The organism is Rhodanobacter sp. C03, assembly GCF_002001175.1.
In the GTDB taxonomy this organism is placed as follows: Bacteria; Pseudomonadota; Gammaproteobacteria; order Xanthomonadales; family Rhodanobacteraceae; genus Rhodanobacter.
In genome coordinates, this window is sequence record NZ_MUNT01000001.1 from 86,407 (window position 1) to 113,282 (window position 26,876).

The 26,876-nt window shown below is 64.6% G+C and carries 22 protein-coding genes; 10 read left to right on the plus strand and 12 right to left on the minus strand.

What is annotated here, in order from left to right:
• Positions 1-374: 374 nt before the first annotated feature.
• Positions 375-2,249, minus strand: a complete 1,875-nt coding sequence (gene rpoD / locus B0E48_RS00320; RefSeq protein ID WP_077515477.1) for an RNA polymerase sigma factor RpoD — start codon at positions 2,247-2,249, stop codon at positions 375-377.
• 173 nt (positions 2,250-2,422) lie between these two features.
• Positions 2,423-2,863: a D-aminoacyl-tRNA deacylase gene (gene dtd, locus B0E48_RS00325; protein ID WP_077515478.1), complete on the minus strand. Its 441-nt coding sequence runs from the start codon at positions 2,861-2,863 to the stop codon at positions 2,423-2,425.
• A gap of 114 nt (positions 2,864-2,977) precedes the next feature.
• Between dtd and B0E48_RS00330 the strand changes: the two genes are divergently transcribed.
• The gene (locus B0E48_RS00330; RefSeq protein WP_077515479.1) at positions 2,978-3,871 is read left to right on the plus strand and encodes a lipid A biosynthesis acyltransferase; all 894 of its coding nucleotides are present in this window, start codon (positions 2,978-2,980) and stop codon (positions 3,869-3,871) included.
• 84 nt (positions 3,872-3,955) lie between these two features.
• Here B0E48_RS00330 and B0E48_RS00335 read toward each other — a convergent pair whose 3' ends face one another.
• From B0E48_RS00335 to B0E48_RS00350, 4 genes are all read right to left on the minus strand, one after another.
• Positions 3,956-4,276 carry a tetratricopeptide repeat protein gene (locus tag B0E48_RS00335; RefSeq protein WP_077515480.1) on the minus strand — a complete coding sequence of 107 codons (321 nt, stop codon included), beginning with the start codon at positions 4,274-4,276 and terminating at the stop codon, positions 3,956-3,958.
• On the minus strand, positions 4,273-6,000 hold the full coding sequence (locus tag B0E48_RS00340) for a glycosyltransferase family 39 protein (protein WP_077515481.1): 1,728 nt from the start codon (positions 5,998-6,000) through the stop codon (positions 4,273-4,275). The genes B0E48_RS00335 and B0E48_RS00340 overlap by 4 nt, the downstream gene beginning before the upstream one ends.
• 78 nt (positions 6,001-6,078) lie before the next feature.
• A complete protein-coding gene (locus tag B0E48_RS00345) occupies positions 6,079-7,110 on the minus strand; it encodes a CDP-glycerol glycerophosphotransferase family protein (protein ID WP_077515482.1) in 1,032 nt (343 codons plus the stop codon).
• A complete protein-coding gene (locus B0E48_RS00350; RefSeq protein WP_077515483.1) occupies positions 7,110-7,925 on the minus strand; it encodes a glycosyltransferase family 2 protein in 816 nt (271 codons plus the stop codon). The genes B0E48_RS00345 and B0E48_RS00350 overlap by 1 nt, the downstream gene beginning before the upstream one ends.
• Before the next feature lie 195 nt (positions 7,926-8,120).
• On the opposite strand from B0E48_RS00350, the gene B0E48_RS00355 reads away from it, so the two are divergent.
• Positions 8,121-9,134, plus strand: a complete 1,014-nt coding sequence (locus B0E48_RS00355; protein ID WP_254423794.1) for a glycosyltransferase family A protein — start codon at positions 8,121-8,123, stop codon at positions 9,132-9,134.
• A 31-nt stretch (positions 9,135-9,165) separates the two neighbouring features.
• Positions 9,166-10,020 (plus strand): glycosyltransferase family 2 protein, encoded by an 855-nt coding sequence (locus B0E48_RS00360; protein ID WP_077515484.1) that lies wholly within the window; start codon positions 9,166-9,168, stop codon positions 10,018-10,020.
• Here B0E48_RS00360 and B0E48_RS00365 read toward each other — a convergent pair.
• The 6 genes from B0E48_RS00365 to def form a co-directional block, all read right to left on the minus strand.
• Positions 10,008-11,009: a glycosyltransferase gene (locus B0E48_RS00365; protein WP_077515485.1), complete on the minus strand. Its 1,002-nt coding sequence runs from the start codon at positions 11,007-11,009 to the stop codon at positions 10,008-10,010. The genes B0E48_RS00360 and B0E48_RS00365 overlap by 13 nt on opposite strands.
• A gap of 13 nt (positions 11,010-11,022) precedes the next feature.
• On the minus strand, positions 11,023-12,210 hold the full coding sequence (locus B0E48_RS00370; protein ID WP_077515486.1) for an O-antigen ligase family protein: 1,188 nt from the start codon (positions 12,208-12,210) through the stop codon (positions 11,023-11,025).
• Between the two features lie 203 nt (positions 12,211-12,413).
• Positions 12,414-14,132 carry a glycosyltransferase family 39 protein gene (locus tag B0E48_RS00375; protein WP_077516792.1) on the minus strand — a complete coding sequence of 573 codons (1,719 nt, stop codon included), beginning with the start codon at positions 14,130-14,132 and terminating at the stop codon, positions 12,414-12,416.
• A 107-nt stretch (positions 14,133-14,239) separates the two neighbouring features.
• Entirely contained in the window at positions 14,240-15,541 is a 1,302-nt protein-coding gene (gene rsmB, locus B0E48_RS00380; RefSeq protein WP_077515487.1) for a 16S rRNA (cytosine(967)-C(5))-methyltransferase RsmB, read from the minus strand.
• Between the two features lie 40 nt (positions 15,542-15,581).
• The gene (gene fmt / locus B0E48_RS00385) at positions 15,582-16,523 is read right to left on the minus strand and encodes a methionyl-tRNA formyltransferase (protein ID WP_077515488.1); all 942 of its coding nucleotides are present in this window, start codon (positions 16,521-16,523) and stop codon (positions 15,582-15,584) included.
• Complete coding sequence (gene def, locus B0E48_RS00390) at positions 16,520-17,029, minus strand: peptide deformylase (RefSeq protein ID WP_077515489.1); 510 nt, start codon at positions 17,027-17,029, stop codon at positions 16,520-16,522. The genes fmt and def overlap by 4 nt, the downstream gene beginning before the upstream one ends.
• A gap of 188 nt (positions 17,030-17,217) precedes the next feature.
• Between def and B0E48_RS00395 the strand changes: the two genes are divergently transcribed.
• The 7 genes from B0E48_RS00395 to B0E48_RS00425 all read left to right on the plus strand — a co-directional run bounded on the left by B0E48_RS00395 (position 17,218) and on the right by B0E48_RS00425 (position 26,822).
• Entirely contained in the window at positions 17,218-18,339 is a 1,122-nt protein-coding gene (locus B0E48_RS00395; RefSeq protein ID WP_077515490.1) for a LysM domain-containing protein, read from the plus strand.
• Positions 18,340-18,429: 90 nt separating this feature from the next.
• Positions 18,430-19,605, plus strand: a complete 1,176-nt coding sequence (gene dprA, locus B0E48_RS00400; protein ID WP_077515491.1) for a DNA-processing protein DprA — start codon at positions 18,430-18,432, stop codon at positions 19,603-19,605.
• Between the two features lie 133 nt (positions 19,606-19,738).
• Complete coding sequence (locus tag B0E48_RS00405; RefSeq protein WP_077515492.1) at positions 19,739-22,240, plus strand: DNA topoisomerase I; 2,502 nt, start codon at positions 19,739-19,741, stop codon at positions 22,238-22,240.
• Entirely contained in the window at positions 22,241-22,813 is a 573-nt protein-coding gene (locus B0E48_RS00410; protein WP_077515493.1) for a Sua5/YciO/YrdC/YwlC family protein, read from the plus strand.
• A 147-nt stretch (positions 22,814-22,960) separates the two neighbouring features.
• Positions 22,961-24,334, plus strand: coding sequence for an AMP-binding protein (locus B0E48_RS00415; RefSeq protein WP_077515494.1), 1,374 nt, complete (start codon positions 22,961-22,963; stop codon positions 24,332-24,334).
• 107 nt (positions 24,335-24,441) lie between these two features.
• Entirely contained in the window at positions 24,442-25,725 is a 1,284-nt protein-coding gene (gene purD, locus B0E48_RS00420) for a phosphoribosylamine--glycine ligase (RefSeq protein WP_077515495.1), read from the plus strand.
• Between the two features lie 215 nt (positions 25,726-25,940).
• Positions 25,941-26,822 carry a DUF1481 domain-containing protein gene (locus B0E48_RS00425; RefSeq protein WP_077515496.1) on the plus strand — a complete coding sequence of 294 codons (882 nt, stop codon included), beginning with the start codon at positions 25,941-25,943 and terminating at the stop codon, positions 26,820-26,822.
• The last annotated feature ends 54 nt before the right edge of the window (positions 26,823-26,876 follow it).

The following is a 26,876-nucleotide window of genomic DNA, read 5'->3' on the forward strand; positions in this document are numbered from 1 at the left end:
TCTTCACCCTCCGCTTGTGGCGGGTGGGGTGCGGGACGCTCGAGCCTGTGATCAAGGGCGCTGAAGCCCTCAGGTAGTCTCTGCACCTTCCGGCGGTGTACCGCCGGCTTGGCTCAGGGTTGCCACCGGCCGCATGTGCGCCGCTGAGGTTTCCCTGAATTCATCCCGTTCCCGTCCACGCATTCCTGCATGGCGGCACCTTTCGATGAGTCCCCTGCTCTAACCGTTGAGCTATAGGCCCGAGTGCACATGGTACCAAGCATTGCCGCCAAACCACACGTGCAGGCCAGTACGACATTTTCCGTCTGGTTGATCCCCGAAAACATCAAAGGCCGCGTTTGCGGCCTTTGATGTTGATACCGATGTGACCCGGATCAATCGACGTCGAGGAACGAACGCAACTGTTCGGAGCGGCTCGGATGACGCAGCTTGCGCAGTGCTTTGGCTTCGATCTGGCGGATCCGCTCGCGGGTGACGTCGAACTGCTTGCCGACTTCTTCCAGCGTGTGATCGGTGTTCATGTCGATGCCGAAGCGCATGCGCAGCACCTTGGCTTCGCGCGGGGTCAGCCCGGCGAGCACGTCGCGCACGGTTTCCATCAGGCCGGTCTCGGTGGCCGAATCGACCGGCGAGCTGGCGTTGCCGTCTTCGATGAAGTCACCCAGATGCGAGTCCTCGTCGTCGCCGATCGGGGTCTCCATCGAGATCGGTTCCTTGGCGATCTTCAACACCTTGCGGATCTTGTCCTCGGGCATCTCCATTTCCTTGGCCAGTTCTTCCGGCGTGGCCTCGCGGCCGAACTGCTGGAGCATCTGGCGGGAAATGCGGTTGAGCTTGTTGATCGTCTCGATCATGTGCACCGGGATGCGGATGGTGCGCGCCTGGTCGGCGATCGAGCGGGTGATCGCCTGGCGGATCCACCAGGTGGCGTAGGTCGAGAACTTGTAGCCGCGACGGTATTCGAACTTGTCGACCGCCTTCATCAGGCCGATGTTGCCTTCCTGGATCAGGTCGAGGAACTGCAGGCCGCGGTTGGTGTACTTCTTGGCGATCGAGATCACCAGGCGCAGGTTCGCCTCGACCATTTCCTTCTTGGCGCGACGGGCCTTCGCCTCGCCACTGGCCATGGCGCGGTTGATGTCCTTGATGTCGATCAGCGGCAGGAACAGCTTGCGCTCGATGGTGGCGAGCTTTTCCTGCTCGGCGTCGATCGCTTCCTTGTGGGTCTTGATGTTCGGCGACCACTTCTGGCGCTTGCGGCCCAGTTCGGCCGCCCACTCGAGGTTGCCCTCGTTGCTGGGGAAGGTCTTGATGAACTCGGCTTTCGGCATCTTCACCTGCTTGACGAAGATGTCCATCAGCACGCGCTCGTGGTGACGGATGTCGTTGACCACTTCGCGCAGCTTGCGTACGAAACCATCGATCAGCGCGGACGGCAGCTTGAGCTTGAGGAACTCCTCGGCCATCTGGTCGCGCAGCTTGACGATCTTCTTGTCGAGGATGCTGGCGGCTTTCGGCGCGGCTTTCTGGAACTTGCCGTAGTAGTCACGCAGCAGCTCCATGCGGCGCTTGACCTCTTCCGGGTCGGGACCGGTCGGACCGGCTTCTTCCTCATCCTCGGTGGCGGTCTCGTCGTCGTCGGCTTCGGTCTCGTCGCTGGGATCCGGTTCCGGCAGCAGCAGCGCGGCGGCTTCCTTTTCCTTGCGGGCGAGGTCGGCAGCTTCTTCCAGGTCGAGGAAGCCGGCCAGGATTTCGCTGAGGCGGCGCTTGCCGTCCAGGTGTTGGTCATATTCCTCGAGCAGCAGTTCGATCGTCAGCGGGAAGCTGGCCAGCGCGGTCTGCACCTGGCCGAGGCCTTCCTCGATGCGCTTGGCGATGGCGATTTCGCCCTCGCGGGTCAGCAGCTCGACCGTGCCCATCTCGCGCATGTACATGCGCACCGGGTCGGTGGTACGGCCGACTTCCGCGTCGACGGCGGACAGCAGCGCCACGGCTTCTTCGGCGGCGGCTTCGTCGTCGGTGCTGCTGCCGGCCTTGTCGGCCAGCGGGTCGGCGTCCGGCGCGGCGTCGTGCACTTCAATGCCGACGCCCTTGAGCACCGCCATGATGTCTTCGATCTGCTCCGGATCGACGATGTCGTCGGGCAGGTGGTCGTTGATCTCGGCGTAGGTCAGGTAGCCCTGCTCCAGACCCTTGGAGATAAGCGCCTTGATTTCGGACTGTTGCTCGTGGGGAGCTTTGCTGTTCATTAATTAACCGACCACCGCGGGGTTCAAGAACCGGACATTATAGCGATGTGCTGCTTTTTTGACCAGTTTTCAAGTGAGAAAAAGTTCAAACAGGGCACGCAAAAATCACGCCAAATCGCGACCTTGCAGTGTTTTTGCTGACTGCGCGCCGCGGGTGGTTCGTGTATGCCTGCTCAACCGGTGTCGAGCCAGAAAGTTACCGGGCCATCGTTTACCAGCTGGATCTTCATATGGGCACCGAAGCGGCCGGTTTCCACCCCCGGATACGCGATGCGCGCCAGTTCCAGCAGTCGATCGAACCAGTGTCGGCCATGCTCCGGCGGCGCGGCAGAGGTGAAACTGGGGCGCATGCCGGAACGGGTGTCCGCCGCGAGGGTGAACTGGCTGACCAGCAACAGGCCGCCGCCGGTATCGGTCAGCGAGCGATTCATCTTGCCGTGATCGTCGGCGAACACGCGATAGCCGAGCAGACGTTCCAGCATGCGCTTGGCTTGCGCCTCGCCGTCGTCCGGCTGCACGGCGACCAAAGCCAGCAGGCCAGGGCCGATCGCGCCGACGGTTGCCTCGCCGACATCGACACGAGCGGAAAGGACACGCTGGATCAGGGCAATCATGGCGGGCCGCCAAGTGATGAAGTGGCTAGCTTACGGTGCAGTTGGAGCCGGCGAAAGATAGCCGGTTGCTGCCGTGATCTCGGTGCAGCGGGCAGGCTCCCGTAAACTGTGCGGATGCGTGCCGACATCTACCTCCTCTATCTGCTGCTGCGCCTGCTGGCGCTGCTGCCCCTGCGTGCGCTGCACGCCATAGGCAGCGGCCTGGGCCGATTGCTGCTGTGGCAGCGTGGGCGCATGGTGCAGAACACCGCGGTTAATCTGCGCATCGTGCGGCCGTCGCTGGATGACGCGGCGCAGACGGCCCTGCTGCGCGAAGTGGTGAGCGAAAGCGGCAAGTCAATCAGCGAGATCGTCAAGGTCTGGGGTACCGGTGCCGAGCGCGCGCTGGCGCTGGTGCGCGAAGTGCGTGGCGAGGCGCTGCTGGATGCGGCGCTCGCTGCCGGCAAGGGCGTGATCATCGCGGCGCCACACCTGGGCTGTTGGGAGTTGCTGAATTACTGGCTGTGCCGCAAGACGCCGATGGCGATTCTGTATCGGCCGCCGCGGATCGCTGCGGTCGAGCAGCTGCTGCGCAAGGTGCGCGGCGCGCTGGCGCCGGAGCAGGTGCGTGCCGATGGCGCCGGAGTGCGCACCTTGTACAAGCGGTTGGCGGCCGGTGGCACGGTCGGCATCCTGCCGGACCAGAAGCCGCGTGCCGGCGAAGGTGCGTTCGCACCCTTCTTCGGCCGCCAGGCACTGACCATGGTGTTGCTGCCACGGCTGGCCGCACGCACTGGCGCGACCGTCCTGTTTGCGTTTGCCGAGCGCCTGCCGCGCGGAGCCGGTTATCGCATCCAGATACTCCCGGCGCCGGAGCGGCTGGCCGATGCCGATCCAGCCATCGCCTGCGCCGCGCTGAACCAGGGTGTGCAGGACTGCGTCGAGTGGGCCTTTGCGCAATACCAGTGGCAGTACAAGCGCTATTCGGCCGATGGCCTGATCAGTCCGTATGACCGTGAGAATGGGTAGGAGCGACTTCAGTCACGATACGCTTTGGCATGAAGGAAAAGCATCGCGACTGAAGTCGCTCCTACGGATCGCGCGCAATTACGGCTAAGGTTTTTCCAGCCGGCGCAGGAACACAGTCATTTCCTTTTCGGCCTGCTTGTCACCACGCTGGACAGCGGCGCCGATGCCGCTGCGCCACGCGCTGGCGGCGGCCTGTATCTGGCCGGCTTCGAGGCAGGCCTTGCCGAGCAGCTTCCACGCTGCCGAGTAGGTGGGATCGAACTCCAGGGCGCGGCGCAGTTCATCGATCGCGGCATCGACCGCACCGTCGCCCAGCAAGGCGTTGCCCAGCGAAAAGCGCAGCAGCGCGCCGTCGCGCGGACCGCCGCACTGCTGGCGCAGGCTGGCGATCAGTGGAGCATTCATGGCTGCGTGCTGTAACGCCAGGCGTCGGCCGGATAGACCAGGGTTGGCTGGGGTGGCTCCGGCGGGGTGACGCCCGTGCGCAGGTCGGCCAGCGAGACGGCTGGCCATACCACCAGCCACGACGAGCGGAACGGCTGCACCAGCAGGGCATAGCGCAGGGCGCTGGCGTCGAGTTTCGCCGGGTGCTCCACGATCAGGCCATCCGGGTGGTTGCGGGCGAAATCCAGCATGGCCTGATCCCCGAACAGCTCGCTGATCGGCTGGGTCAGCCGCCCTTCGAAATGGAACTCGCCCTCGTAGTTGCCCAGGTAGCCGATCGGGTGCTGTGCCTGCCCGGCGACACCGAGCAAACGGGCCGTCGGGTGCAAGTCCCAGCGCGACCACAGGGTCAGCGTGAACAGGGTATTGAGGCTGAGTACACCGACCAGGCCGGCGACCGCCAGCCGGCGCAATTCGCCACGCCCGCGCAGCAGCAGCAACGCGCCGAGTATTACGAACACCGCGCCGAAGTAGCGACTGTAGGGCGCGGCGGCATCCGGCCATTCACCATGCAGATAATTGCCGGCGACCAGCAGTGGCAGCGCAAACAGCAACAGCCCGAACACGATACCGCCCACGCCCAGCGGCCAGGTGCCGTACCAGCCATTGTCGGCCAGCGCAGGGCGGCGTTCGCGCAGCACCGCGATCGCGCCGGCCATCAACAACACGATGCCGCCGAATTCCGGCAGCGGGTAATACAACTGCTTGCCGCTGATCAGCGAGAGCACGATCAGGCTGGGCAGCAGCCAGCACAAGGCAAAGCGCAGGCCTGGTTCCAGCGGTCGGCGCAGGCTGGCCAGAGCCAGCCACACCCGCGGCCAGCCGCTGAACGGGAACAGCAGCAACGGCAAGCCGAGCAGGTAAAACCAGATCGGTTCCGCATGGTTCTGCAGATCCTTGCCTTGCGCCAATTTGTTGACCACGCGCCCGGCGGTCTGGGTGAAGAACAGCCGCTGCCGATACGCCTCGCCGCCGGAGAATCCGGCCGGCAGCGCCCACGCCAGCAGCATCGCGCCGCCGAGCAGGATCGACAGCACGCCAGCGCCATACCAGCGTGCGCGATGCTGGCGCGCCCAGTCGTTCCACCATGGCCCGAGCAGCCACGGGAACACGATGTGCAGCAACATCACCGGGCCCTTGGTCAGCAGGCCCAGGCCGATGCACAAGCCGAACAGCAGCCAGCGTGGCTCGGCCCGATGCAATTTCGGAGTCAGGCACAGCAACGCGGCCAGCGTCCATACCGCCAGCAACACGTCGTACATGATCTGCAGGCCGAACAGGAAGGCGTAGCCCAGCGCCAGCAACATCCATGGCGCTGCCTTGGTCATCCATGGCCGGCTTGGAAACAGCCGCCGCGCCAGCATCGAGACCAGCACCAGCTGGGTACCGCCGATCAGCACTTCGAGCACGCGCGGCCAGACATCGTTCACGCCGAATACGAACCAGCCGACATGGATCAGCCAGAACAGCAATGGGGCCTTTTCGCTGTAGGGCTGACCGTTGATATGCGGTACCAGCCAGTGACCGTGCGTCCACATCTCCCACGCCACCGCCAGCGTTCGGGTGGAATACAGCGGCATCGGGCCATGCGAAAAGATCGCCAGCAAGGCCACCAGGGTCCACAGCGGCAGCCAAGGCCACACGGCCCGCAGGTGTTCGGAACGACTATAGGCGCTGATTGACACGTGGCTCGCTCTTGGCGGATTTGAGGGGATTCTAGCCTGCGCCGCGGACTGGCAACGCCATGACAGCGCCTTGCGTGCTCAGGCCGGTCCCCAATAACCGATACGACGGCGGATCTTCAGCTTGCGCCACAGGTTGCGCGGTTTGCGCCGGCGGTTCTTCGCACCGCTGGCGATGAACGCATCGATCGCATCCAGCACGCGTTCGCTGGAGCGACCGTCGCGATACGGGTGGATCGCATCGGCATAGTCGCGGATCGCCTTGAGCAACTCCGGCGGTCGTGCCAGCGCACGCTCGATCGCCGGTTCGAACTGCGCCGCCTCGTCGATGTCGATCAGTTGCGGTCCGGGGCGGCGGTTCTTGAACGTCACCACCGGCTTGCCGGTGAGCAGGAACTCGTTGAGCGCGGACGAGGTGTCCGAGCACATCATGTCCACCTGCGGGAACAGTTCGAGGATGTTGTCGTTCTCGGCAAAGGTGAGGTATTCGTTCTGCAGTGCCTTGAACTTGGCGGTGGTTTCGGGGTTCATCTTCGGGTGGAAGGTGACGATCCAGCGCCAGCGACCGTCACGCGATAGCCGTTTCACTTCCTCATACAGCGTCTCGGCGGCGCTCCACGAAGGCGAGAACGTCGAGTGATAGAGGATCACCGGCGGCTTGCGCACATCCGGCAGCGGTCCGGTGATTTCCTTCATGTAGGGATCGAGCTTGGGAAAGCCGGTCTCGGTCACCGCGAAGTGACCGACGCGGTCCGCGATTTCCTTGAACTTGGCGGTGTCGCGCGGCCCGGTGGTGCAGTACAGGTCGAAGAAGCCACGGACATAGATGTGCCGCGGCTTGCCGGCATCGAAACCGTGGAAGGTCTCGACCTTCACGCCGGGAAAGAAGTGCGGTACCGCGTTGCTGGAGGTGATCACGGCGATCGGCTTCCAGCGGCGTACTTCGTCCACCGTGAGCAGGCGCTCGCCGGCGAGCAGATCCTCCGCACCGGGGCCGTCGAAGAACCACCCCGCCTCGTCGCCGCGTGCGCGGATCGCTTCCTGCAACGGGCGCAGGATTGCCAGCGCGTAGCGCTCCGATCCGTACAGCAAATAATGTTTTTTGCTGTTCATCAGCGATCGATGCCGTGCTGGGTGAGGATGTGGGCCGCCTGCGCCACCGACTCCGGATTGTTGATCATTTCGTAGTAGCGCATGCGCTTGTACAGCGCATAGCTGGCCGCGGTCTGCGCGATCATGAAGCCGCGCCAGCCATCCAGGAAAGCCAGCCGGAACAGGTAGTCCTTGAGGAAGGCCAGCACAAACACGAACGGCGCCTGCCACATCCGCACCGGCTTGCCCTTGTCGCGCCAGTCGCGGCATTTCAGTTCGGCATAGCGCAGAACTTTCAGCTGCTTGTGTGGCAAGGTCGGGTTGTTGACGTGGTTGAATGGCGCCCGCAGTGTCGGCGCGATGCCGTCGAAGCGCAGCGATTCATGCACACGCGCATCGCTCCAGCGCGCGCGGCCACGGTGATATAGCCGCGCCATCCGCTCGCCAACCGCCGGGCGATACCAGCGCATCGGCTGACCCATGTAGATCGTGCTGCGACGCAGATACGCGGCGGGCGCGGTGCTGGCCATCAGCTCCGTCAGGCGCTCCTGCAACTCGGCGGCGAGTTCCGGCGTGAGGTATTCATCCGCGTCCAGCACCAGGATCCAGTCGTACGCGCATTGCGTAGTGGCGAAATTGCGTTGCGGGCCGAAGCCGAGCCAGTCCTGATGCACCACCCGTGCGCCGTGCGCTTGTGCGACCGCCACCGTATCGTCGTCGCTGCCGCTGTCGACCACCAGTTTTTCGGCCGCGAACGGCACGCTGTCCAGACAGCGTGCGATGTTCTCGGCCTCGTTGTGGGTGATGACGGCGAGGGTCAGCGGGAGGGTGGGCATGCGGCGGATTCTAGCCGATCCCCTGGGATGCCTTGCGCTGCCGTTTACTGGCGCGTGGCGTGGCCGATGATGATCCGTGACGGCGGATACGCCAGCCGGATTCGATATGATGGTGGTGTGGCATCAGCTGCCGGCAACTAGCGGAAGGAGTACGTTGTCATATCAAGCAGCAGCCTTCTCGGGGGGAGTGCGCGAATGAGTGATAACGTGGGCGAAGACGTTCTGGCAGAGCCGCCGCTGCCGAAAGAACTTGAGGATGATCCGATGACGGCCAGTTCTGATCGCTGCGCGGGCATGCAGGCGACGACGTTCGCAGTGGTCATCACCAGCTACAACTATCGCGATTTCGTGCTGGAGGCGGTGGAGAGTGCGCTGGCGCAGAGCCGCAAGGCGCTGCAGGTCATCGTGGTCGACGACGGTTCCACCGATGGCTCGGACGTGCTGTTGCGCGAGCGCTATGGCGCGGACGAGCGCGTCACCCTGATCAGCGGCATCAATGGCGGTCAGCTCAGTGCGTTTCAGCGTGGCGTGAACGCAGCGCATGCGGATGTGATCAGCTTCCTCGACTCCGACGATTGCTGGGAGCCAAGCTATCTGGGCCGCCTCGGTGCGCTGTATGACGCGCGCGCGGATATCGATTTCGTGTTTTCCGACCTGCAGCTGTTCGACCAGCAGGACCGGGTGATGAGTTTTCACAGCAGCGAGGTCGATCTCGGCTATACCGCGATCAGCACCTACGTGCTGACCCAGTGGTATGGAGCGCCGACTTCTGCGTTGTCGATGCGTGCGTCATGGGCGCGACAGGCGCTGGATCTGCCCGAGTCGTTCCAGCGCACCTGGCGACTGTCGGCCGACAATTGCCTGGTGTTCGGCTGCAGCGTGCTGGGTGCCCACAAGTACTACCTGCCGACCGGCTGCGTGCGCTATCGCATCCACGGCAAGAACGGCTGGTGGTCGAACCAGTCGGCTCGGATCGAATACATCAACAAGATGACTTCCAGTGCGCTGATCCAGCACTACGCCGCCAAGATCGGCATGGGCCCGGAGTGCATCGAGTTCAGCAAGCTGGAATTCCTGACCAAGCCGCAACCGCCGTGGAGCGAAACCAAGCGTTACGTCAGGCTGGTGATGATGCGGAAGGTGTCGCCGTGGCGCAAATGGGAGCGCGCCTTGAACATTCTCCGGCGCGGCTGGAAATCGCGTGGCTGAGACTGCCATCGCAAGGAACGGGGACGCGGCGATGCGTATCAGCGTCGCGGTGATCACCTACAACTGGCCTGCGGCGCTGGAGATGGTGCTGCATGCACTGGTGGCGCAGAGTGAGCTGCCCTACGAGGTGATCGTTACCGATGACGGTTCACAACCGGCCACACGCGAACTGCTTGAGCGCATGGCGAAGGATTATCCAGTGCGGTTGGTGCATCTGTGGCAGCCGGACGACGGCGCGCGCATGAGCCGTGCGCGCAATCGTGCGATCGCCGCCGCGCAGGGCGATTACATCATCCTGCTTGATGGCGACATGGTGGCCGAACGGCACTTCATCGCCGACCACCGCGCGTTCGCACGTTACGGCTGTTTCGCACAAGGTTCGCGGGTACTGACCGATGCCGGGTTGACCCGGCGGATGCTGGAGCAGGGGCTGATCATGCCGGGCTTTTTCAGTCGCGGCATCGAGCGGCGTCGGCACACCTTGCGCCTGCCGGCGCTGGCACGCTGGTATGCCAAGCCGGGTACCAAGCGGCGCGGCATCAAGAGCTGCAACATGGCGTTCTGGCGCGACGACCTGTTGCGCGTCAATGGCTTCAACGAGGCGATGACCGGCTGGGGCCGCGAAGATACCGAGCTGGCGGCGCGCGCCTTCCACGCAGGCCTGCTCCGGCGTGATCTTCGTTTCAGCGCACAGGCGACGCATCTTTACCATCACACCCGCAAGCACGTCGTCGGCAATCCGAACGACCTGATCGTGGACGATACGCGGGCGCGCCAGTTGATCCGTTGCGAGCTTGGTCTCGATCAACATCTGGCCGAATTCGCGGAAGCACCGGTGGATCTCCGTCTCGCACGGCGCGACCACGCGGCGACTCAGAGCAGCTGACGGAGAGCGGTGTCCAGTCGGGCGGCGAAGGCTGCTTCATTCGATGTGAACCAGGTGCGTGCCTGCTCGCCGAGCACGGACTGTGCCGACTCGGGCATCCGCATCAGGCGCTCGACGGTGGCTTCGAGTGCCGCCTCGTCGAACCGATAGCGGGTCGTCAGGTTGAACGGAAGGGCCCCGTCGGTACTCACCAGCATGCCGCGTTCGGCGGTAACCAGTTCGTTCATCGGCGGCGCGTCACAGGTGACCACTACCGCCGCGCAGCTCATCGCCTCGACGATGTAGTGGCCCCAGCCTTCGGTTTCCGACAGGCACAGATGGAACCGGTGCGCGTTCTGCAGATGCCGGATTTCACGGATGTCGTTCAGATAGCCCACCCGGTGCTCGATATTGGCAGGGCTCGGCTCGGCAGCGGGGAGTGCCGTCTTTGGCGATTGCAGCAACAGCAGTTTTGGCCATTCCGGATGACGCCGCCACAGCGCGAGAAGGCGCTGTGTTCCCTTCATCCGACTGGCCCCGGCCAGATGCAGAAAGGCAGCCTGGCGCGGAACGCTCCGGTCCAGGCAGTCAGTGCTGCGGAAGCCGATGTGGATCGCGCGGCAGCCGCGTGCGCTGAACAGGTCGACGGCGTAACGCGTCTTGCACAGGATCGCGTCGAAGCGCGGCAGGTAACGTTGACTGTGCGGCGACAACCACTCCGGATTCGGCACCAGCAGATTCAGCCGGGCCAGCCCGAAATAGCAGGGGCGCACGTGTTCCAGTGCGATATTCACGTCGAACAGTTTCGTCTGCCGTCCGCCGCTGCGCAGCCACCGCCACAGCATGCGCAGGTACATCGGCACGCTTTTCCAGCGGCCGTCCTGTCGATGCGGACCGAGCGTGGTTACGTGGACCTGGTGGCCGAGCGCGCCCAGCACTTCGGACAACAGCCGGATGTCGTGGCTGAGTCCGCGCTGATTGTCCCAAGCGAGCAAATTGATACGGGCCATGGAAGATCGACAGTCAGCGAGGTGATGTGTGGTGTAGCTGCCGGCCGATGCTTACGGCCAGACCCAACACGAGAAACAGATACAGCGATTGCGGCATCGCCCGATAAAACACATTGTCGCTGAACGCACATAGAGCGTACATGCCGATCACCATCAGTCCAGCGACGGCGGATGCAGCGACCGGCTCCTGCGAATGGTTGACATGCCGGGCAAAAAATCCCAGCGGAACGCCAAGGAACAGCAGCAGCGCCAGCAACGCGGGCAAGCCGCCCGCGGCCAGCGATTCGAAATATTCACTGTGCGGGTGCACGTATCTGGCGATCGCCGGACTGGCGTTGCCAACCGCTGCCTGCGCACGGACATAGACGCCGAACTGGTCCAGGCCGATGCCAGCCAGCGGATGTTCGAGGAACGCCTGCCATGCCGTGTGCCACATCTCCAGCCGTTCGCGCACGGCACCGGAAGTGTCGTCGGGCCCATAGGTGGCGATTTCCTGGGGTACATCGGCCAGCCGGTTGATCATTTCCCGATGCAGCGTGGCGGTGACGGCCAGCATGGCAATCACAGTCACCGCGAACAGCACGAGCATGCGCCGCCACAGGTGCGTTCGCATCGCATACCACAGCATCAGGCCAAGGTAGATCGGGGCGAAAGCCAGCAAGGGACCGCGGCTCTGGGTCAGTACCGCGCCATACAGACCGATCAGTACGGCCACGATATGCAGCCAGCGATCACCGCGGTTCGTGCCCGCGCGCAGCGCCTGCAGCATCGACAGCAGTACCAGCACCAGCAGGAACATCGCAAATTCAATCGCCGCCCAGTCGCCGCCGTTCAGGCCGGCCGGTCGGTCGACCGCCTGCGCATAACGCTGAACCATGCAGGTCACGCCGAGTAGCAGGGTGGTGAGGCTGAAGCCGATCGCGATCACACGCTCGCGCAGTGGTAGCGCGAATACGGCCGCGACTGCCAGGAACAACAATGTCTGCGCCGGCAGATCGAGCGTGATCCAATCGAGCCGGTGTCCCAGAAAATTGCCGATGTCGTATAGCAGGCGTAGCGCACACACGGCCGCGACCGACCAGGCAACACGGTAGCTGAGGCGGATGTCCCGGCGGGTGAGCAGCAGGACGATGCCGACCACGAACAGCACGGCCATCGGCAAGGTCTTGAAGCGCCAAGGCACGGCGAAGCAGGCCGGCATGGCGGCTACCAGTACGGAGAGCGTCCAGATTCGCCATGAAACCGGATCTGCGCGCACGCCATGAAGCTGTCTAGCCAATACGAGAACTCCCTTTCTGACCATGCTGCCGGGCCAGTAGGGCTGCGATGGTGTGCGTTATCTGAGATTGTACCGAAAGGTTAAGCTCGCCACTGTGAACGAAGTCTGGCAGCCGTGCTGCGAAGTCAGAGTGAATCGTCGTCCTGGGCGTCGCTTGTCACCGGCCCGCAGCCGGGTATCACCGCGTCGGCCCTGAACAACCACCAGTCGCGCCGGTTGGCGTGGCCGACATGGATCGCGTGATGGCGGTCCACACACGAACCCATTGCCTCGTCCAGGCTGAAGATCCAGCGATGCGCCGGATCCTGCTGCAGCCAGGCCACAGCGTCGGCATACTGCTGCGACCAGGGTTTCAGGAAGCCGAATTCGGCGACCGGTCCCTGCGCCATCAGCAGGTTCTGCTCCTTCCAGGCGAGCAGGCCGAGCGTCGCATCAGGTCCGGCGATGGCTCGTGCATGCAGCATCACGTCGCGCGCCGAGCGGTCGCCGTTGAGCATCGGGTAGCCCCACAGGCCATATAGCCCCCACAGGATGAAGGCGAACAGCAACCAGCCCAGGGGTGCGCGGCGCACCCGCGTGAACGCAACGATGACAAGGCCGGCCAGTCCGATGCTCAAGAAGAGCCACCAGATCTGCGGATCCAGGCTTTGTTCCAGCTGGGCGGCCCATTTCGGGTGCGCATGCAGGGCCAGTGTCGCGGCGACGGTCATTGCCGTCGCCAGCAGCAGAGTCAGGGCAAACACCGCAACGCGCACGCCATGCTTGCGCAACAGGCCCGGCAGCAACGGCGCCAGTGCCAGTGCGGTCATCGGCAGCGCCGGCAGGATGTAGACATCGCGCTTGCCCGGGCTGAACGAGAAGAACAGCAGGACCAGCACGATCCAGCCCACCGGCAGCAGGAAACGCGCGTCGCGCCGTTTCAATCGGCGCCACCAGGCCGGCAGCGCCCACGGCAGCAGCAGCGACAGCGGCAGCCAGTCGACTACGATGATGCCGAGGAAATAGAACGGTGAATGGATATGCCCGGTCGGTGTCGCGTAGCGATGCACGGTCTGCCCGAACAGGATGTTCTGCACATATTCGGCATGCTGCGGATCGCCGTCGGCGCGCGCGACCAGCAGCATCGGCAGCAACCACGCCAGGATCGGCACTAGGAACAGCGCCAGTCCGCCGACCCAGCGCCAGCCGCCGTGCGGGAGTGCCAGTTGACGCCATTGGCCACGGCGGGCGAACAGGTAGGGAATCAGCATCAGCAGCGCCAGCACGCCGACGCCCTTGGTCGCCACGCCTACGCCGGCGAAGAAACAACCGATGGCGAACCAGCGCCACGACGGCCCCAGCAGCAGGTGGCGCAGCAGGCCGTAGTTGGCCAGGGTGATCCAGCCCAGCAGCAGTGGATCGATCTGCGCGTTGCGCATCTGATAGCTGAAGTGGATGGTCACCAGCAGCGTGGCTGCGGCGAGCAGGGCGCTGCGGTGGTTCCACAGCCGCCGGGCGAGGTCGTAGACGAGGGCTAGCGAGCCCAGTGCGGCGACCAGTGAGGGCAGCAGGAACGCCACCCGCCAGGATCCGGTGAGCAGGTAGGCCAGCGCCTGCAGCCACATGAACACCGGCGGCTTGTCCGGATAAAGCTCATGGCCGCGGTGCGGGAACAGCCACTGGCCATGTTCGACCATCCAGTGTGCGACCAGGGCAAAGCGCGGCTCGTCGGAGGGCCACGGATCGCGCAAGCCGATGCCGAGGCCAAGCAGCAGCAGCGCGAACACGCCGAACAGCAGCAGCTCTTGGCGTGCACTGTTCAACCACAGTGGGCGAGCATGGGACAGAGGTACGCAGGGCTTCACGGGTCGACTCTTCTTCGTCAACTGGTGGTCAATGCCGCCAAGCATAGCCCGGCTGCCGAAGTCACTGGGCAGGCATGATCGAGGGCTGTGCCGGGCCAGGGGTGGGCTCAGGGACGCTTCTGCAGTACCGCGTAATACATACCGTCGAGGTCGCCATCACCGGGCAGGATCTGCCAGCCCACGGACGCGGCGTGGCCCACCGGCAGCGTGAAGGCCACGGCCTGCGCATCCGGCTGGGTCGCCAGCAGTTCGCTGACGATCACCTCATTTTCCGCACGCAATACCGAGCAGGTGATGTAGACCAGCCGTCCGCCTGGAGCCAGCAGCGGCCATAGCGCGGAGAGGATCCGGCGTTGCTGCGCGTGCATGGCAGCGATGTCGCTCTCGCGCCGATGCAGGCGCACGTCCGGTCGTCGGCGCAACACGCCGGTGGCCGAGCACGGCGCATCGATCAGGATGCGATCGAACGCCTGTCCCTTCCACCAGCCGGCCGTTGCACCGGCGTCCCCGATCACCAGCTTGGCATTCAGTCGCAGCCGCATGAGGTTCTGACGGATCCGCTCGGCACGCTTGGGATCGAACTCCAGCGCGGTCAGGTCAACGTTGGCACGTTCCAGCAGATGGCAGGCCTTGCCGCCAGGCGCGGCGCAGGCATCAAGCACGCGCAATCCATCCCGCAGGTCGGCCAGGTCCGCAGCCACCTGCGCGGAGCCATCCTGTACGGCAAACAGACCATCCTCGAAACCGGGCAGGCGGGTGACATCCGTGCTGTGTGGCAACACCAGGGCGTCGCTCAGCCAGGGATGCGCACTGGTCGCATATCCGGCAGTCTGCAGTTGTCCGATCAGTGCCTCGCGGTTGCTGCGCTGCCGATTGACCCGCAGCATCAGCGGAGGTTCGCGGTTGTCGGCGGTCATCACCGCCTCGGCCTGTTCGGGCCAGTCGCGCTGCAGTGCCGCGGCCAGCCACGCCGGATGTGCATGGCGGGTCTGCGGTTTGGCATCGAGCTGGGCAATCAGGGTCTCGCGCTCGCGTTGCCAGCGGCGCAGCACGGCATTCACCAGTCCAGCCAGCTGCGGTCGCTGCAGTGCGCGCACCGCCTCGACGGTGGCTGCTACCGCCGCATAGTCCTGCATTTCGAGGATTTCCAGCTGCACCAGGCCCAGCACGAGCAGGGCGTGGATCGCCGGATCCTTGTGTCGCAGGGATTTTTCCAGAAGGCCATCGATCGCGGCGTCGAAGCGCAGCCACCACCGTGCACCTTCGCTGAGCAGGGCCATCAGCAGCGCGCGGTCGCGCGGATCGGCCAGACGCGGCGCCGTGCGCTCCATCACGTCGCGCAATGAGGCGCCGCGCAGGGCGATTTCAGCGAGGCCCTTGGCGGCCAGCGCGCGAGTATCGGTCTTCATCGGGGGTATTTCATCGGAACATGCTTCATTGGAACTGGTTTCATCGGAACTGGCGCAGCTCGGGGCGCGCGTTGAGGTAGTCGAGCGCGCCGATGCGCTTGCCGCCAGCGCGCTGCAACGCGACGACGCGCAACGCGCCGTGGCCACAGGCGAGGTCGATGCCATCGCGGCCGGCGGCGATCACTTGGCCCGGCGCGGTGTGGTGATCGCGTTCGATTGCCTGTGCGGCCCAGATCCGCAACGGCTCGCCAGCGATCTCGCCTTCGGCGACCGGCCATGGGTCGAAGGCACGCACCTGACGTTCCAGTTCCAGCGCCGGACGGCTGAAATCGAGTCGCGCTTCGGCCTTGTCCAGCTTGTGGGCGTACAGCACACCTTCCTCTGGCTGTGGAGTGGCGGTCAGCGCCTCACCGGCCAGTGTCCGCAGCAGGCCTTCAGCCAGCACATCAGCACCCAGCGCGGACAGACGATCATGCAGCGAACCGCCGGTATCTTCGCTGGATATCGGTGTGCGCCGCTCCAGCAGGAGCGGGCCGGTATCCAGGCCCGCTTCCATCTGCATCAGGTCGATGCCACTTTCGCTGTCGCCGGCAAGAATCGCCCTCTGGATCGGCGCCGCGCCGCGCCAGCGCGGCAGGAGACTGGCGTGCACGTTCCAGCAGCCCAGGCGCGGGATTGCCAACACCTTGCGCGGCAGGATCAGGCCGTAGGCGACCACCACCAGCAGGTCGGGTCGATACGCTGCCAGCGTCTGTTGAGCCTCGGCGGACTTCAGCGACTCGGGTTGTTCGACCGCGATGCCGGCAGCCAGCGCGGCCTGCTTGACCGGGCTCGGGGTGAGCTTGCGGCCACGACCGGCCGGTCGGTCGGGCTGGGTATAGACGGCCACCACCTCGGCACCGCTGGCGCGGCAGGCTTCGAGGCAGGGAACGGAAAACTCCGGGGTGCCGGCGAAGACCAGCCGCAGGCCTGGACTATTCAAGCACTCGCCGCCTGCTTGCGCTGCTTGTCCAGCCGCTTCAACAGCAGGGCGCGCTTCAGTGGCGACAGGTAGTCGACGAACACCTTGCCGTCCAGGTGATCCAGCTCGTGCTGGATGCATACCGCCAGCGGGCCCTCGGCCTCGACGATGATTTCCTTCCCATCCACATCCTGCGCTTTCACCTTCACCTGCAGGGCGCGGGTGACATCGGCGTACAGGCCGGGGAAGGACAGGCAGCCTTCCTGGTAGACCTGCGAGCCGTCCTTTTCGAGGATCTGCGCATTGATCAGCGCCAGCGGATGCTTGCGGTCGTCGCTCATGTCGGCAACCAGCACGCGCTGGTGCACGTTGACCTGGGTCGCCGCCAGCCCGACGCCATTGGCGGCGTACATGGTTTCGAACATGTCGGCGACGAACTGTTTCAGTTTGGTGTCGAACACGCGCACCGGCTCGGCGCGAGTGCGCAGGCGCGGGTCGGGAAATTCAAGGATGGAAAGTATCGACATGGATTTTGCCTCGGCGCCGAAAGTGCGGGCGATTTGGTAAAAACCACCCCCGGACGCGATCTAGAATGTGCCTTATTGTACGTCGGCAAACATCCGAGCGCAGACGATTTTTGCCAATTGAAACCTGTTGCGCACGTTAACCATTCGGTTACACTCGACCGAGCTCTGGGGAAGGGGGATTCCCACCAATGATCAGAAAGCTATTCGTGTTGGTGGCCGGCATGCTGGTCACCGTGGCCGTTTATGCGGCCGGCGCGCAGCTGCGAGCCAATCATCCCGACAGCTATACCGTACGTCGGGGCGATACCTTGTGGGATATCTCCGCCAAGTTCCTGTCCAAGCCGTGGCTGTGGCCGGAGATCTGGCAGGCCAATCCGCAGGTGCGCAATCCGCATCTGATCTATCCCGGCGACGTGCTCAACTTGTCTTTCATCAACGGGCCGCGTCTGCGCATGCAGCCGAGCGTGCATCGTGAAGGTGATGCCGTGCCGGCGATTCCGCTGGCCGAGCTGAAGATGTTCCTCAAGGACATGCGGGTGATGGATTCCAATGCCGTCAGCTCGGCGCCGTATGTGGTTGGCCTAGAGGAGGCACGCCTGCGCGGTACGGTCGGCCAGAACATATACGTGCGCGGCCTGCAGGGTGCGCCCGGTCAGCGCTGGGCAATCGTGCGGCCGAGCCACGTGTTCCGTGGTTTCGATCAGAACGATCCCGGCAGTGCTGATCTGGTTGGCCATGAGCTCGACAGCAATGCGGCGATGGTCAATGCGCCATGGGACGAGAACACCCGCAATGACGGGCATTACGGCCGGGGTGACGACCTCGGTGTCGAGGTCAGCGTCATTGGTACCGCCGAAACACTGCGCATGGGCGACCCGTCAACCCTGCTGCTGCTCGATTCGACGCTGGAAATCCGCAGTGGCGACCGCATCATGCCGGTCGATGACACGCCGTACGACCCGTACTACTACCCACATCCGCCGAAGTCCGTGCCGACCGGTGCCAAGGTGGTTGGGTTCGCCGACGCGATGGACGCAGCGGGCCCGCGCCAGGTGGTGGCACTGTCGATTGGTGCCAGGGATGGGGTCGACAACGGCCAGACGTTCTCCATCTACGAGCCGGGCGAAACCATCCACGACGACGTGGCGAGCAACAGCTGGCGTCGCAGCATGGGCAAGACGGTCACGTTGCCGGACGAGTACGTCGGTCATGTGATGGTGTTCCGCACTTTCGATCGGGTCAGCTACGGCCTGGTGATGGACGGTCTACGGCCGATACACATCGGAGCTCGTCTGCGCGCACCGGAATAGTCCGGCCAGCCGGTAGCGATACTTTCCTACAGTACGGCGCGGCCACCACCGCGCCGTTTCTGTTTGCGGGTGTTGCTTAAACTGCAGTGCATGAACGTCATGGATGATTTGCGCGCGTGGTTGATTGCCCTGCGGACGCCGGGGCTGGGCCCCGGCGGCCTGCGCGAACGGCTAAGCGTAGCCGCTGGCGACATCCTGGTGGTGCTGGGGCAATTGCGGCGCGACTCCGCATCGCTGGGAGAACCGGCACAGGCATGGCTGGCGCAACCGGACGAAGCGCGGCTCGCGGCCGATCTGGCATGGCTGGCCGAGCCAGGCCATCATCTGCTGTGTTGTACCGAGGCGGATTTTCCGCCGCAACTGGAACATATTCCGCAGCCGCCAGCCGTGTTGTTCGTGGCGGGTGACGCCAGTCTTCTGCTGCATCCGCAAGTGGCCATTGTCGGTGCGCGCAACGCCAGTACGGCGGGATTGGCGCATGCCCGCGCATTTGCCCGCGCGCTGACGCAGGCCGGCTTCGTGATCACCAGCGGCATGGCCGACGGTATCGATGGTGCGGCGCATGCGGCGGCGCTGGATGCCGGTGCGGCGACACTGGCGGTGATCGGTACGGGGCCGGACCGGGTATATCCGCGCAAGCATCACGGGCTGGCACGGCGGATCGCCACGCACGGCGCGCTGGTCAGCGAGTTTCCACCCGGCACGCCGGCGCGGGCCGACCATTTCCCGCGGCGCAATCGGCTGATTGCCGGTCTTGCGCTGGGCACGCTGGTGATCGAGGCCGGGTTGCAATCCGGCTCGCTGATCACTGCCCGGCTGGCCGGCGAACAGGGGCGCGAGGTGTTCGCGTTGCCCGGTTCCATCCATAATCCGCTCGCTCGCGGGTGCCACCGGTTGATTCGTGATGGCGCGCGACTGGTCGAGAGTGCCAGCGAGATTATCGAGACATTGGCGCCGGTAGCGCGCATGCTCGGCGCCGAGCTGGCTGTCCGGTTGGGAGAGGAAGCCGGTGGCGAGGCGGCAAAGTCGTCAACCGGGAAGGACTCCATGGATGATTCGTTCCAGCAGCTTGAAAATCCCGAATATCGGCAATTATTCCTCAAAATAGGCCATGAATCGGCGACGTTGGACGAACTTGTGCAACATACCGGGCAATCTGCCGCGACGTTGTCTTCGATGCTGCTGATACTGGAGCTGGAGGGCCGGATCGAAAGTCTGCCGGGCAATCGTTACCAGCGCTTGCCAAGCGGATCGACCGCCGCCTGAGCGCTTGCGCGGCATGACTGAGGTCGTGTCGCAAGGCCGTTCGGGCTTGACAGCCGCTGGCACGGCATGGTTTCAACTATATATATGTCCGGCGCCGCAAGCGCCGGTGGTTCGCTTTCGGAAATCCAGCTTCATGGCAAAAAACCTGCTCATCGTCGAATCACCGGCCAAGGCCAAGACGATCAACAAATACCTCGGCAAGGATTTTCAGGTCCTTGCCTCCTACGGTCACGTGCGTGACCTGAAGCCGAAGGAGGGCGCGGTCGACACCGAACACGGTTTCACCATGGCTTACGAGGTGATCGAGCGCAACGAGAAACACGTCGATGCGATCGCCAAGGCGGCCAAGCTGGCCGACGACATCTATCTTGCGACCGACTTGGATCGCGAAGGCGAGGCGATCAGCTGGCACATCAGCGAGATCCTGAAGGAGCGCGGCCTCACCAAGGGCAAGCAGCTGCACCGCGTGGTGTTCTCCGAAATCACGCCGAAGGCGATCAAGGCCGCAGTGGCCGCGCCACGCCAGCTCTCGCACGACCTGGTCGACGCGCAGCAGGCACGGCGCGCACTGGACTACCTGGTCGGCTTCAACCTGTCGCCGGTGCTGTGGCGCAAGGTGCAGCGTGGACTGTCCGCCGGCCGCGTGCAGTCACCGGCATTGCGCATGATCGTCGAGCGCGAGGAGGAGATCGAGGCGTTCAAGGCGCGCGAATACTGGACGATCGAGGCACAGCTGAAGCACGCCGATGGCGATTTCACGGCACGCCTCAGCAAGCTCAACGGCAAGAAATTCGAGCAGTTTGACCTCACCAACGAGACCGATGCGCAGGCGGCGCGCGCTGCGCTGAAACAGGCCGCACACGGTCGCCTCACGGTCAGCGACGTCGGCTCCAAGGAGCGCAAGCGCCGCCCGGCCGCCCCGTTCACCACCTCGACCCTGCAGCAGGAGGCCGCGCGCAAGCTTGGCTTCACCACCAGCCGCACGATGAAAGTGGCGCAGGGTCTGTATGAGGGTGTGGCGCTCGGTGACGAGGGCAACGTCGGCCTGATCACCTACATGCGTACCGACTCCACCATGCTCGGTGACGATGCACTGGCCGAGCTGCGCCAGTTGATCGTGCGCGATTTCGGCGCCCATGCGCTGCCGGACGCGCCGCAGGTCTACAAGACCAAGTCGAAGAACGCGCAGGAAGCGCATGAGGCGATCCGCCCGACTTCCGCGATGTACACGCCGAAAGCGGTGGCCGCCTTCCTCAACGACGACCAACGCAAGCTATACGAGCTGATCTGGAAGCGCACGGTCGCGTGCCAGATGATCCACGCCACGCTGAATACCGTCTCCGTGGAATTTGCATTGCGCGATGTGACCGGCGGCGACGCATCGTTCCGTGCCAGCGGCACCACCGTGATCGATCCGGGCTTTCTCGCTGTGTACGAGGAAGGTCGAGACCAGAAAACCGAAGAGGACGACGACGAAGGCCGTCGCCTGCCGCGGATGGTAGTGGGCGAGCAGGTGCCGTTGCACGAAATCGCCGCGGACCAGCATTTCACCGAGCCACCGCCGCGCTATTCCGAGGCGAGCCTGGTCAAGGCGCTGGAAGAACACGGCATCGGCCGCCCGTCGACCTATGCCAGCATCATCCAGGTGCTGCAGAACCGTGAATACGTTTTTCTCGACAGTCGCCGCTTCAAGCCCAGCGACGTCGGCCGCGCGGTCAGCAATTTCCTCACCGCGCATTTCACCCGCTACGTCGACTACGACTTCACCGCGAAGATGGAAGACGAACTCGACGCGGTCAGTCGTGGCGAGGAAGCCTGGGTGCCGCTGATGGAGCGCTTCTGGCTGCCGTTCAAGCAGCAGGTGGACGAGAAAACCGAGTCGGTCGATCGCAACGAGGCCACCGGCGCGCGCGAACTCGGCAGCGACCCGAAAACCGGCAAGCCGGTGTCGGTGCGGCTGGGCCGGTTCGGGCCGTATGCCGCGATCGGCACCAAGGACGACGAGGACAAGCCGACCTTCGCCTCACTGCGTCCCGGCCAGAGCATGCACACGATCACCCTGGCCGAGGCGCTGGAGCTGTTCAAGTTGCCGCGCCAGCTTGGCCAGGCGGAAAACGGCGATGAAGTCAGCGTGGCGATCGGCCGCTTCGGCCCGTTCGTGAAACAGGGCAGCACCTATGCCTCGATGAAACCCGAGGACGACCCGTACACGATCGAGCTGCCGCGCGCGTTGCAGATCGTGGCCGAAAAGCTGGAGATGCTGGCGAACCGCCTGATCCTCGATTTCGGCAACGGTGTGCAGGTACTCAACGGCCGCTATGGCGCGTACATCACCGATGGCGAGAAGAACGCGCGCATTCCGAAGGAGCAGGAGCCGAAGGAGCTGACCGAGAAGCAGTGTCTCGAACTGCTCGCCGCTGCACCGGTGCGCAAGGGCCGCTTCGGCAAGAAGACCGCTGCGAAGAAGACGGCGACCAAGAAAGCGGCTGTGAAGAAGGCTGCACCGGCGGCGAAGAAGACCGCCGTGAAGAAGGCCTCGACGAAGAAGAAAGCCGCCAAGAAGACGGCGACCAAGAAAACGGCCACCAAAAAAGCGGCGACGAAGAAAGCCGTGGCAGAGAAAGTCGAGGCCTGAGTGCTGCGGCGCTTCACCCCCGCCGAGCTCGACGGCGCCGCCATGTTGCTGCGCGACGGCGGCGTGTTGGCCTATCCGACCGAGGCGGTGTTCGGGCTCGGCTGCGATCCGCACGACCGGGTTGCGTTCGAGCGGTTATTCGCGCTCAAGCAACGTCCGCCAAACCAGGGCGTGCTGCTGATTGCGGCGGCGTTCGAGCAGGTCGAGCACTATATCGACCTTGCGGCCGTGCCTGCCGCGATCATGCGGCAGGTGCGCTCAAGCTGGCCTGGCCCCCACACCTGGATCTTCCCGCGCTCGGCCGCCGTGCCGGCATGGGTCGCCGGCGAGCATGCCGGCATTGCGCTGCGGGTCACCTCGCATGAACCCGCTGGCGCCTTGTGCCGGACATTCGGTGGCGCGCTGGTTTCGACCAGCGCAAATCCGCATGGTCGGTTGCCGGCGCGTTCGGCGCAGACCGTGGTGGATTATTTTGGCGATGCGCTGGATGGCGTGCTGGATGCGCCGCTGGGCGGACAAACCAGCCCCACGGTGATCCGCGATGCCTTGTCGGGCGCTATCATTCGGGCATAAGCGTCCAGGGGCGCGTCGGGTCGGCAGTCGTCATGCGACAGCTGAACCGTAGCGGGACGACAGACTTCGACATTCACGCCGCCGTTCACCGGCAGGCGCAATGCTGCTCCCCGGGTACAACGAATCGGAACGTCAGGGAGACAGCGAGTGGCTATCGTTTACGACACCTATCAGCGGGAAGCGCCGCAGCGGCTGCCGTTGCTGAATGCGATCGACTCCGCACGGGTGCTGGCATGGCGCGATGGCAAGGCGGTGAGTGCCGCGCAGTTTCTCGCGCATGTGCACGCCGTGGCTGCCGAACTCCCCACGGCCGCAGCTGCAGTGAACCTCTGCGAGGATCGGTACGCGTTTCTGGTGGCATTCTGCGCGATCGTGCTGCGTGGCCAGACCAACCTGTTGCCATCCTCGCGCGCGCAGCAGGCCGTCGACGAAGTGATGGCGGCGCACCCGGGCAGCTATGCGCTGGGCGAGCAGGCGCTCGACCCGGCACCGTGCGGCTACCGCCGGCTGCCACCGCTCGAAGCAGTGCCGGCGCTCGTGCCGGATGAGGTATGGCCGATGATTCCAGCCGACCAGCTGGTGGCGATCGGCTACACCTCCGGCTCCACCGGCAAACCCAGTGCGAACGGAAAGACCTGGCGCAGCTTCCATGCCAGCAACCTCGGCAACCTGAGCATGTTGCAGGCCATCGTCGGAACACAGTTCACGGTGGTCACCACGGTGCCGCCGCAGCACATGTACGGCATGGAAATGTCGGTACTGCTGCCGCTGCTCGGCGACGTCGGCGTGCATGCTGGTCGCCCATTCTTCCCGGCCGACGTGGCCGCTGCGCTGGCCGAGATGCCGATGCCGCGCGTGCTGGTGACCACCCCGGTGCATCTGCGCGCGCTGGTGGAATCCGGTATCGAGCTGCCTTCGATCGCGGCGATGGTATCGGCTACCGCGCCGCTGGCGGTCGAGCTGGCGCAGGCCGCCGAGCATTGCTTCGGCGCACCGTTGCTGGAAGTGTTCGGCTCTACCGAAACCTGTGTCTTCGCCAGCCGTCGTCCCACCGTGGACGAGGACTGGTTGCTGTATGACGGCGTCGCCCTGCATCCGCAACCGGACGGCACCGCGATCGAGGCGCCGCAACTGGACGGATCCATTACTCTGGCCGATATCGTCAGCCTGTCCGATGGTGGGCATCGCTTCCGCCTGCGCGGCCGGCATGCCGACATGCTGGAGATCGCCGGCAAGCGCGCCTCGCTCGGTGACCTCAATCGCCGCCTGCTGGCGATACCGGGCGTGCAAGACGGCGTGGTGTTTCAGCTCGATGGCGCCGATGCGCTTGGTGTGCATCGCATCGCGGCATTGGTGGTGGCACCGGAGCTGGACGAGCACGCGATCCTTGATGCACTGCGTTGCGCGATCGATCCGCTGTTCCTGCCGCGTCCGTTGCGCCTGGTGGCCGCGTTGCCGCGCAATGAGACCGGCAAATTGCCGCGGGCGGCGCTGTTGGAGCTGCTGCAGCATCACGCCTGAAACGTTGCAGTAGCACCGGTTGCGCATTGCTCAGATGCTGTTCCAGTGCTGCCGCTACAATGCGCGCCTGCGCTGCTTGGCGCATGGGTGGTACTCGGAGTGCAGGCATGAAGGTTCTGGTGATCGGCAGCGGCGGGCGCGAACACGCGCTGGCGTGGAAGCTCAAGCAGTCGTCGCAGGTCGACGAGGTGATCGTGGCGCCCGGCAATGCCGGCACCGCGCATGAACCGGGTGTGCGTAATGTCGATGTCGCGATGGACGATCTCGATGGCCTGCTGCAGCTGGCCAAGCGCGAGAAGATCGGGCTGACCGTGGTCGGCCCCGAGGTACCGCTGGTGGCCGGCGTGGTCGACCGTTTCCGTGGTGCCGGTCTGCGTATCTTCGGTCCGCGCGCGATCGCCGCGCAGCTGGAAGGTTCCAAGGCCTTCGCCAAGGACTTCCTGCAGCGGCACAACATCCCAACCGCGCGCTATGCCGTGTTCACCGAGTTGAATCCGGCGCTGGCCTATGTGCGCCAGCACGGCGCACCGATCGTGATCAAGGCCGACGGTCTCGCCGCCGGCAAGGGCGTGGTGGTCGCGCTGACCCTGGCCGATGCCGAGCTGGCGTTGCACGACATGCTCGGCGCGCACAGTTTCGGCGATGCCTCGGCGCGGGTGGTGATCGAGGAATTCCTCGATGGCGAGGAGGCCAGCTACATCGTGATGAGCGACGGCAGTCATGCGCTGCCGATGGCCTCGAGCCAGGATCACAAGCGCCGCGACGAGGGCGATCTGGGTCCCAACACCGGCGGCATGGGCGCGTATTCGCCGGCTCCGGTGGTCACGCCCGAGGTCGAACAGCGCATCCTCGAGCAAGTGATCGAACCGACCCTGCATGGCATGGCCAGCGAGGGTGCGCCGTTCATCGGTTTCCTCTATGCCGGCCTGATGATCGACAAGCAGGGCAATCCAAAGGTGATCGAGTTCAACGTGCGCTTCGGTGATCCGGAAACCCAGCCGATCATGCTGAGGCTGAAGTCCGATCTGGTCGAACTGATCGATGCCGCGCTGGACGGCCGGCTGGCACACGCCCAAGCCCGTTGGGACGTGCGCCCGGCGATTGGCGTGGTGATGGCTGCCGGCGGTTACCCGGGCAAGGTGCGCAGCGGTGACGTGATCGAGGGTCTCGATGCAGTCACCCACAGCGATGCCAAGGTCTTCCATGCCGGCACCCGGCTCGATGGCCAGGGTCGTGCCGTCACGGCGGGCGGACGCGTGCTGACGGTATGCGCGCTGGGCCGGGACATCACGGCGGCCCGCGAGCAGGCCTATGCCGCGGTCAAGCAGATCCATTACGCCGGTGCCTTTTGCCGGCGCGATATCGCGTATCGTGCCCTGCGGCGCGATTGACGCCGCCGGTCTGATCGGTGGCGATCAGCAAAAGTCCGGACGGCGGACGGTCGTGCAGGAAGTTGCGTACGCCTGCGCATGGCAGGTCATTGGTTGGGTTGATTTTTCAGCGACGGCATTTTTGGGCTATTCTTAACAGCTTCCCCCGCGTAAAGCCGCGGCGCACAGGCGCCTGACAGCTTTCGTGCTTGCTTTCACGTTGATGAGGTTTTCCCATGCGCAAGACGGTTTTGTCGCTGATGTCGGTTGCAGCCCTGGCCTTGGCCGGCTGCAATAATCCTGCTTCCCCGTCGCAGCCGACGGATAAGGGCGCGGCTTCCTCCGCCTCGACGGGTACGGCAGCGTCCACCAAGGCTCCCAGCGAAGTGAGCGGCACGATTTCGTTGCGTGGGGCCAGCCAGCCGTCGGCCAATGCCCAGCTGGTGGTCAACCTGATCGACGTGACGGCGACCGCCGCGGGCACCGCGCCGCTGGCGAGCAAGACGTCTCCGGCAGGAACGTTCCCGCAGCCGTTCCAGCTGACCTTCAATCCGGCCCAAGTGAAGCCGGATGACCTCTACATCGTGCAGGTCTCCCTGACCGACGGCGAGCGTCACTATGTGATGCCGATGCAGGCGCCGGTGCTGGCCAAGGGCAGCAAGAATACTGGCGTGGCGATCGAGCTGGTAGCCGAGCAGACGCCGGGCGAGAAGGTGCTCGCCGCGTTCACCGCGGATCAGAAACAGCTGGGTGCGATGAAGGTCACGCATGGCACCAAGCTCGAGGCGAATGCCTCGCGCGGCTGGCAGTTGTTCCGCCAGGCGGGCCAGATCCAGTTCATTCGCGAACTGGTCGACTATGGCGACAAGGGCTTCACCAGCACCGATTACGCCTACAAGGATGGCAAGGTGTGGGCGATCGTGCAGCAGACCATGGCCAGCAGCGGTGCGAAACCCAGCTCGATCGACCGTGCCGGTTGGAGCGATGACGGTACGTTGGTGCTGAAGCAGCATGAGGTCGGCAATGACGTGCAGACGCTGGACGACGATGCGGCGGCGAAGCTGCACAAGCAGGCACAGGACATTCTCAGCCTGGCCACGAACGGCAAGAACAAGTAAGTCATCTGAAAACGGATATGAAAAGGCCGTCCGCGCAAGCGGACGGCCTTTTTG

Bases quoted from the DNA above. Each gene is read 5' to 3' on its own strand.
- rpoD (WP_077515477.1), bottom strand. From the start codon at position 2,249: ATGAACAGCAAAGCTCCCCACGAGCAACAGTCCGAAATCAAGGCGCTT.
- dtd (WP_077515478.1), bottom strand. From the start codon at position 2,863: ATGATTGCCCTGATCCAGCGTGTCCTTTCCGCTCGTGTCGATGTCGGC.
- B0E48_RS00330 (WP_077515479.1), top strand. From the start codon at position 2,978: ATGCGTGCCGACATCTACCTCCTCTATCTGCTGCTGCGCCTGCTGGCG.
- B0E48_RS00335 (WP_077515480.1), bottom strand. From the start codon at position 4,276: ATGAATGCTCCACTGATCGCCAGCCTGCGCCAGCAGTGCGGCGGTCCG.
- B0E48_RS00345 (WP_077515482.1), bottom strand. From the start codon at position 7,110: ATGAACAGCAAAAAACATTATTTGCTGTACGGATCGGAGCGCTACGCG.
- B0E48_RS00350 (WP_077515483.1), bottom strand. From the start codon at position 7,925: ATGCCCACCCTCCCGCTGACCCTCGCCGTCATCACCCACAACGAGGCC.
- B0E48_RS00355 (WP_254423794.1), top strand. From the start codon at position 8,121: ATGAGTGATAACGTGGGCGAAGACGTTCTGGCAGAGCCGCCGCTGCCG.
- B0E48_RS00360 (WP_077515484.1), top strand. From the start codon at position 9,166: ATGCGTATCAGCGTCGCGGTGATCACCTACAACTGGCCTGCGGCGCTG.
- B0E48_RS00365 (WP_077515485.1), bottom strand. From the start codon at position 11,009: ATGGCCCGTATCAATTTGCTCGCTTGGGACAATCAGCGCGGACTCAGC.
- B0E48_RS00370 (WP_077515486.1), bottom strand. From the start codon at position 12,210: ATGCCGGCCTGCTTCGCCGTGCCTTGGCGCTTCAAGACCTTGCCGATG.
- rsmB (WP_077515487.1), bottom strand. From the start codon at position 15,541: ATGAAGACCGATACTCGCGCGCTGGCCGCCAAGGGCCTCGCTGAAATC.
- def (WP_077515489.1), bottom strand. From the start codon at position 17,029: ATGTCGATACTTTCCATCCTTGAATTTCCCGACCCGCGCCTGCGCACT.
- B0E48_RS00395 (WP_077515490.1), top strand. From the start codon at position 17,218: ATGATCAGAAAGCTATTCGTGTTGGTGGCCGGCATGCTGGTCACCGTG.
- dprA (WP_077515491.1), top strand. From the start codon at position 18,430: ATGAACGTCATGGATGATTTGCGCGCGTGGTTGATTGCCCTGCGGACG.
- B0E48_RS00405 (WP_077515492.1), top strand. From the start codon at position 19,739: ATGGCAAAAAACCTGCTCATCGTCGAATCACCGGCCAAGGCCAAGACG.
- purD (WP_077515495.1), top strand. From the start codon at position 24,442: ATGAAGGTTCTGGTGATCGGCAGCGGCGGGCGCGAACACGCGCTGGCG.
- B0E48_RS00425 (WP_077515496.1), top strand. From the start codon at position 25,941: ATGCGCAAGACGGTTTTGTCGCTGATGTCGGTTGCAGCCCTGGCCTTG.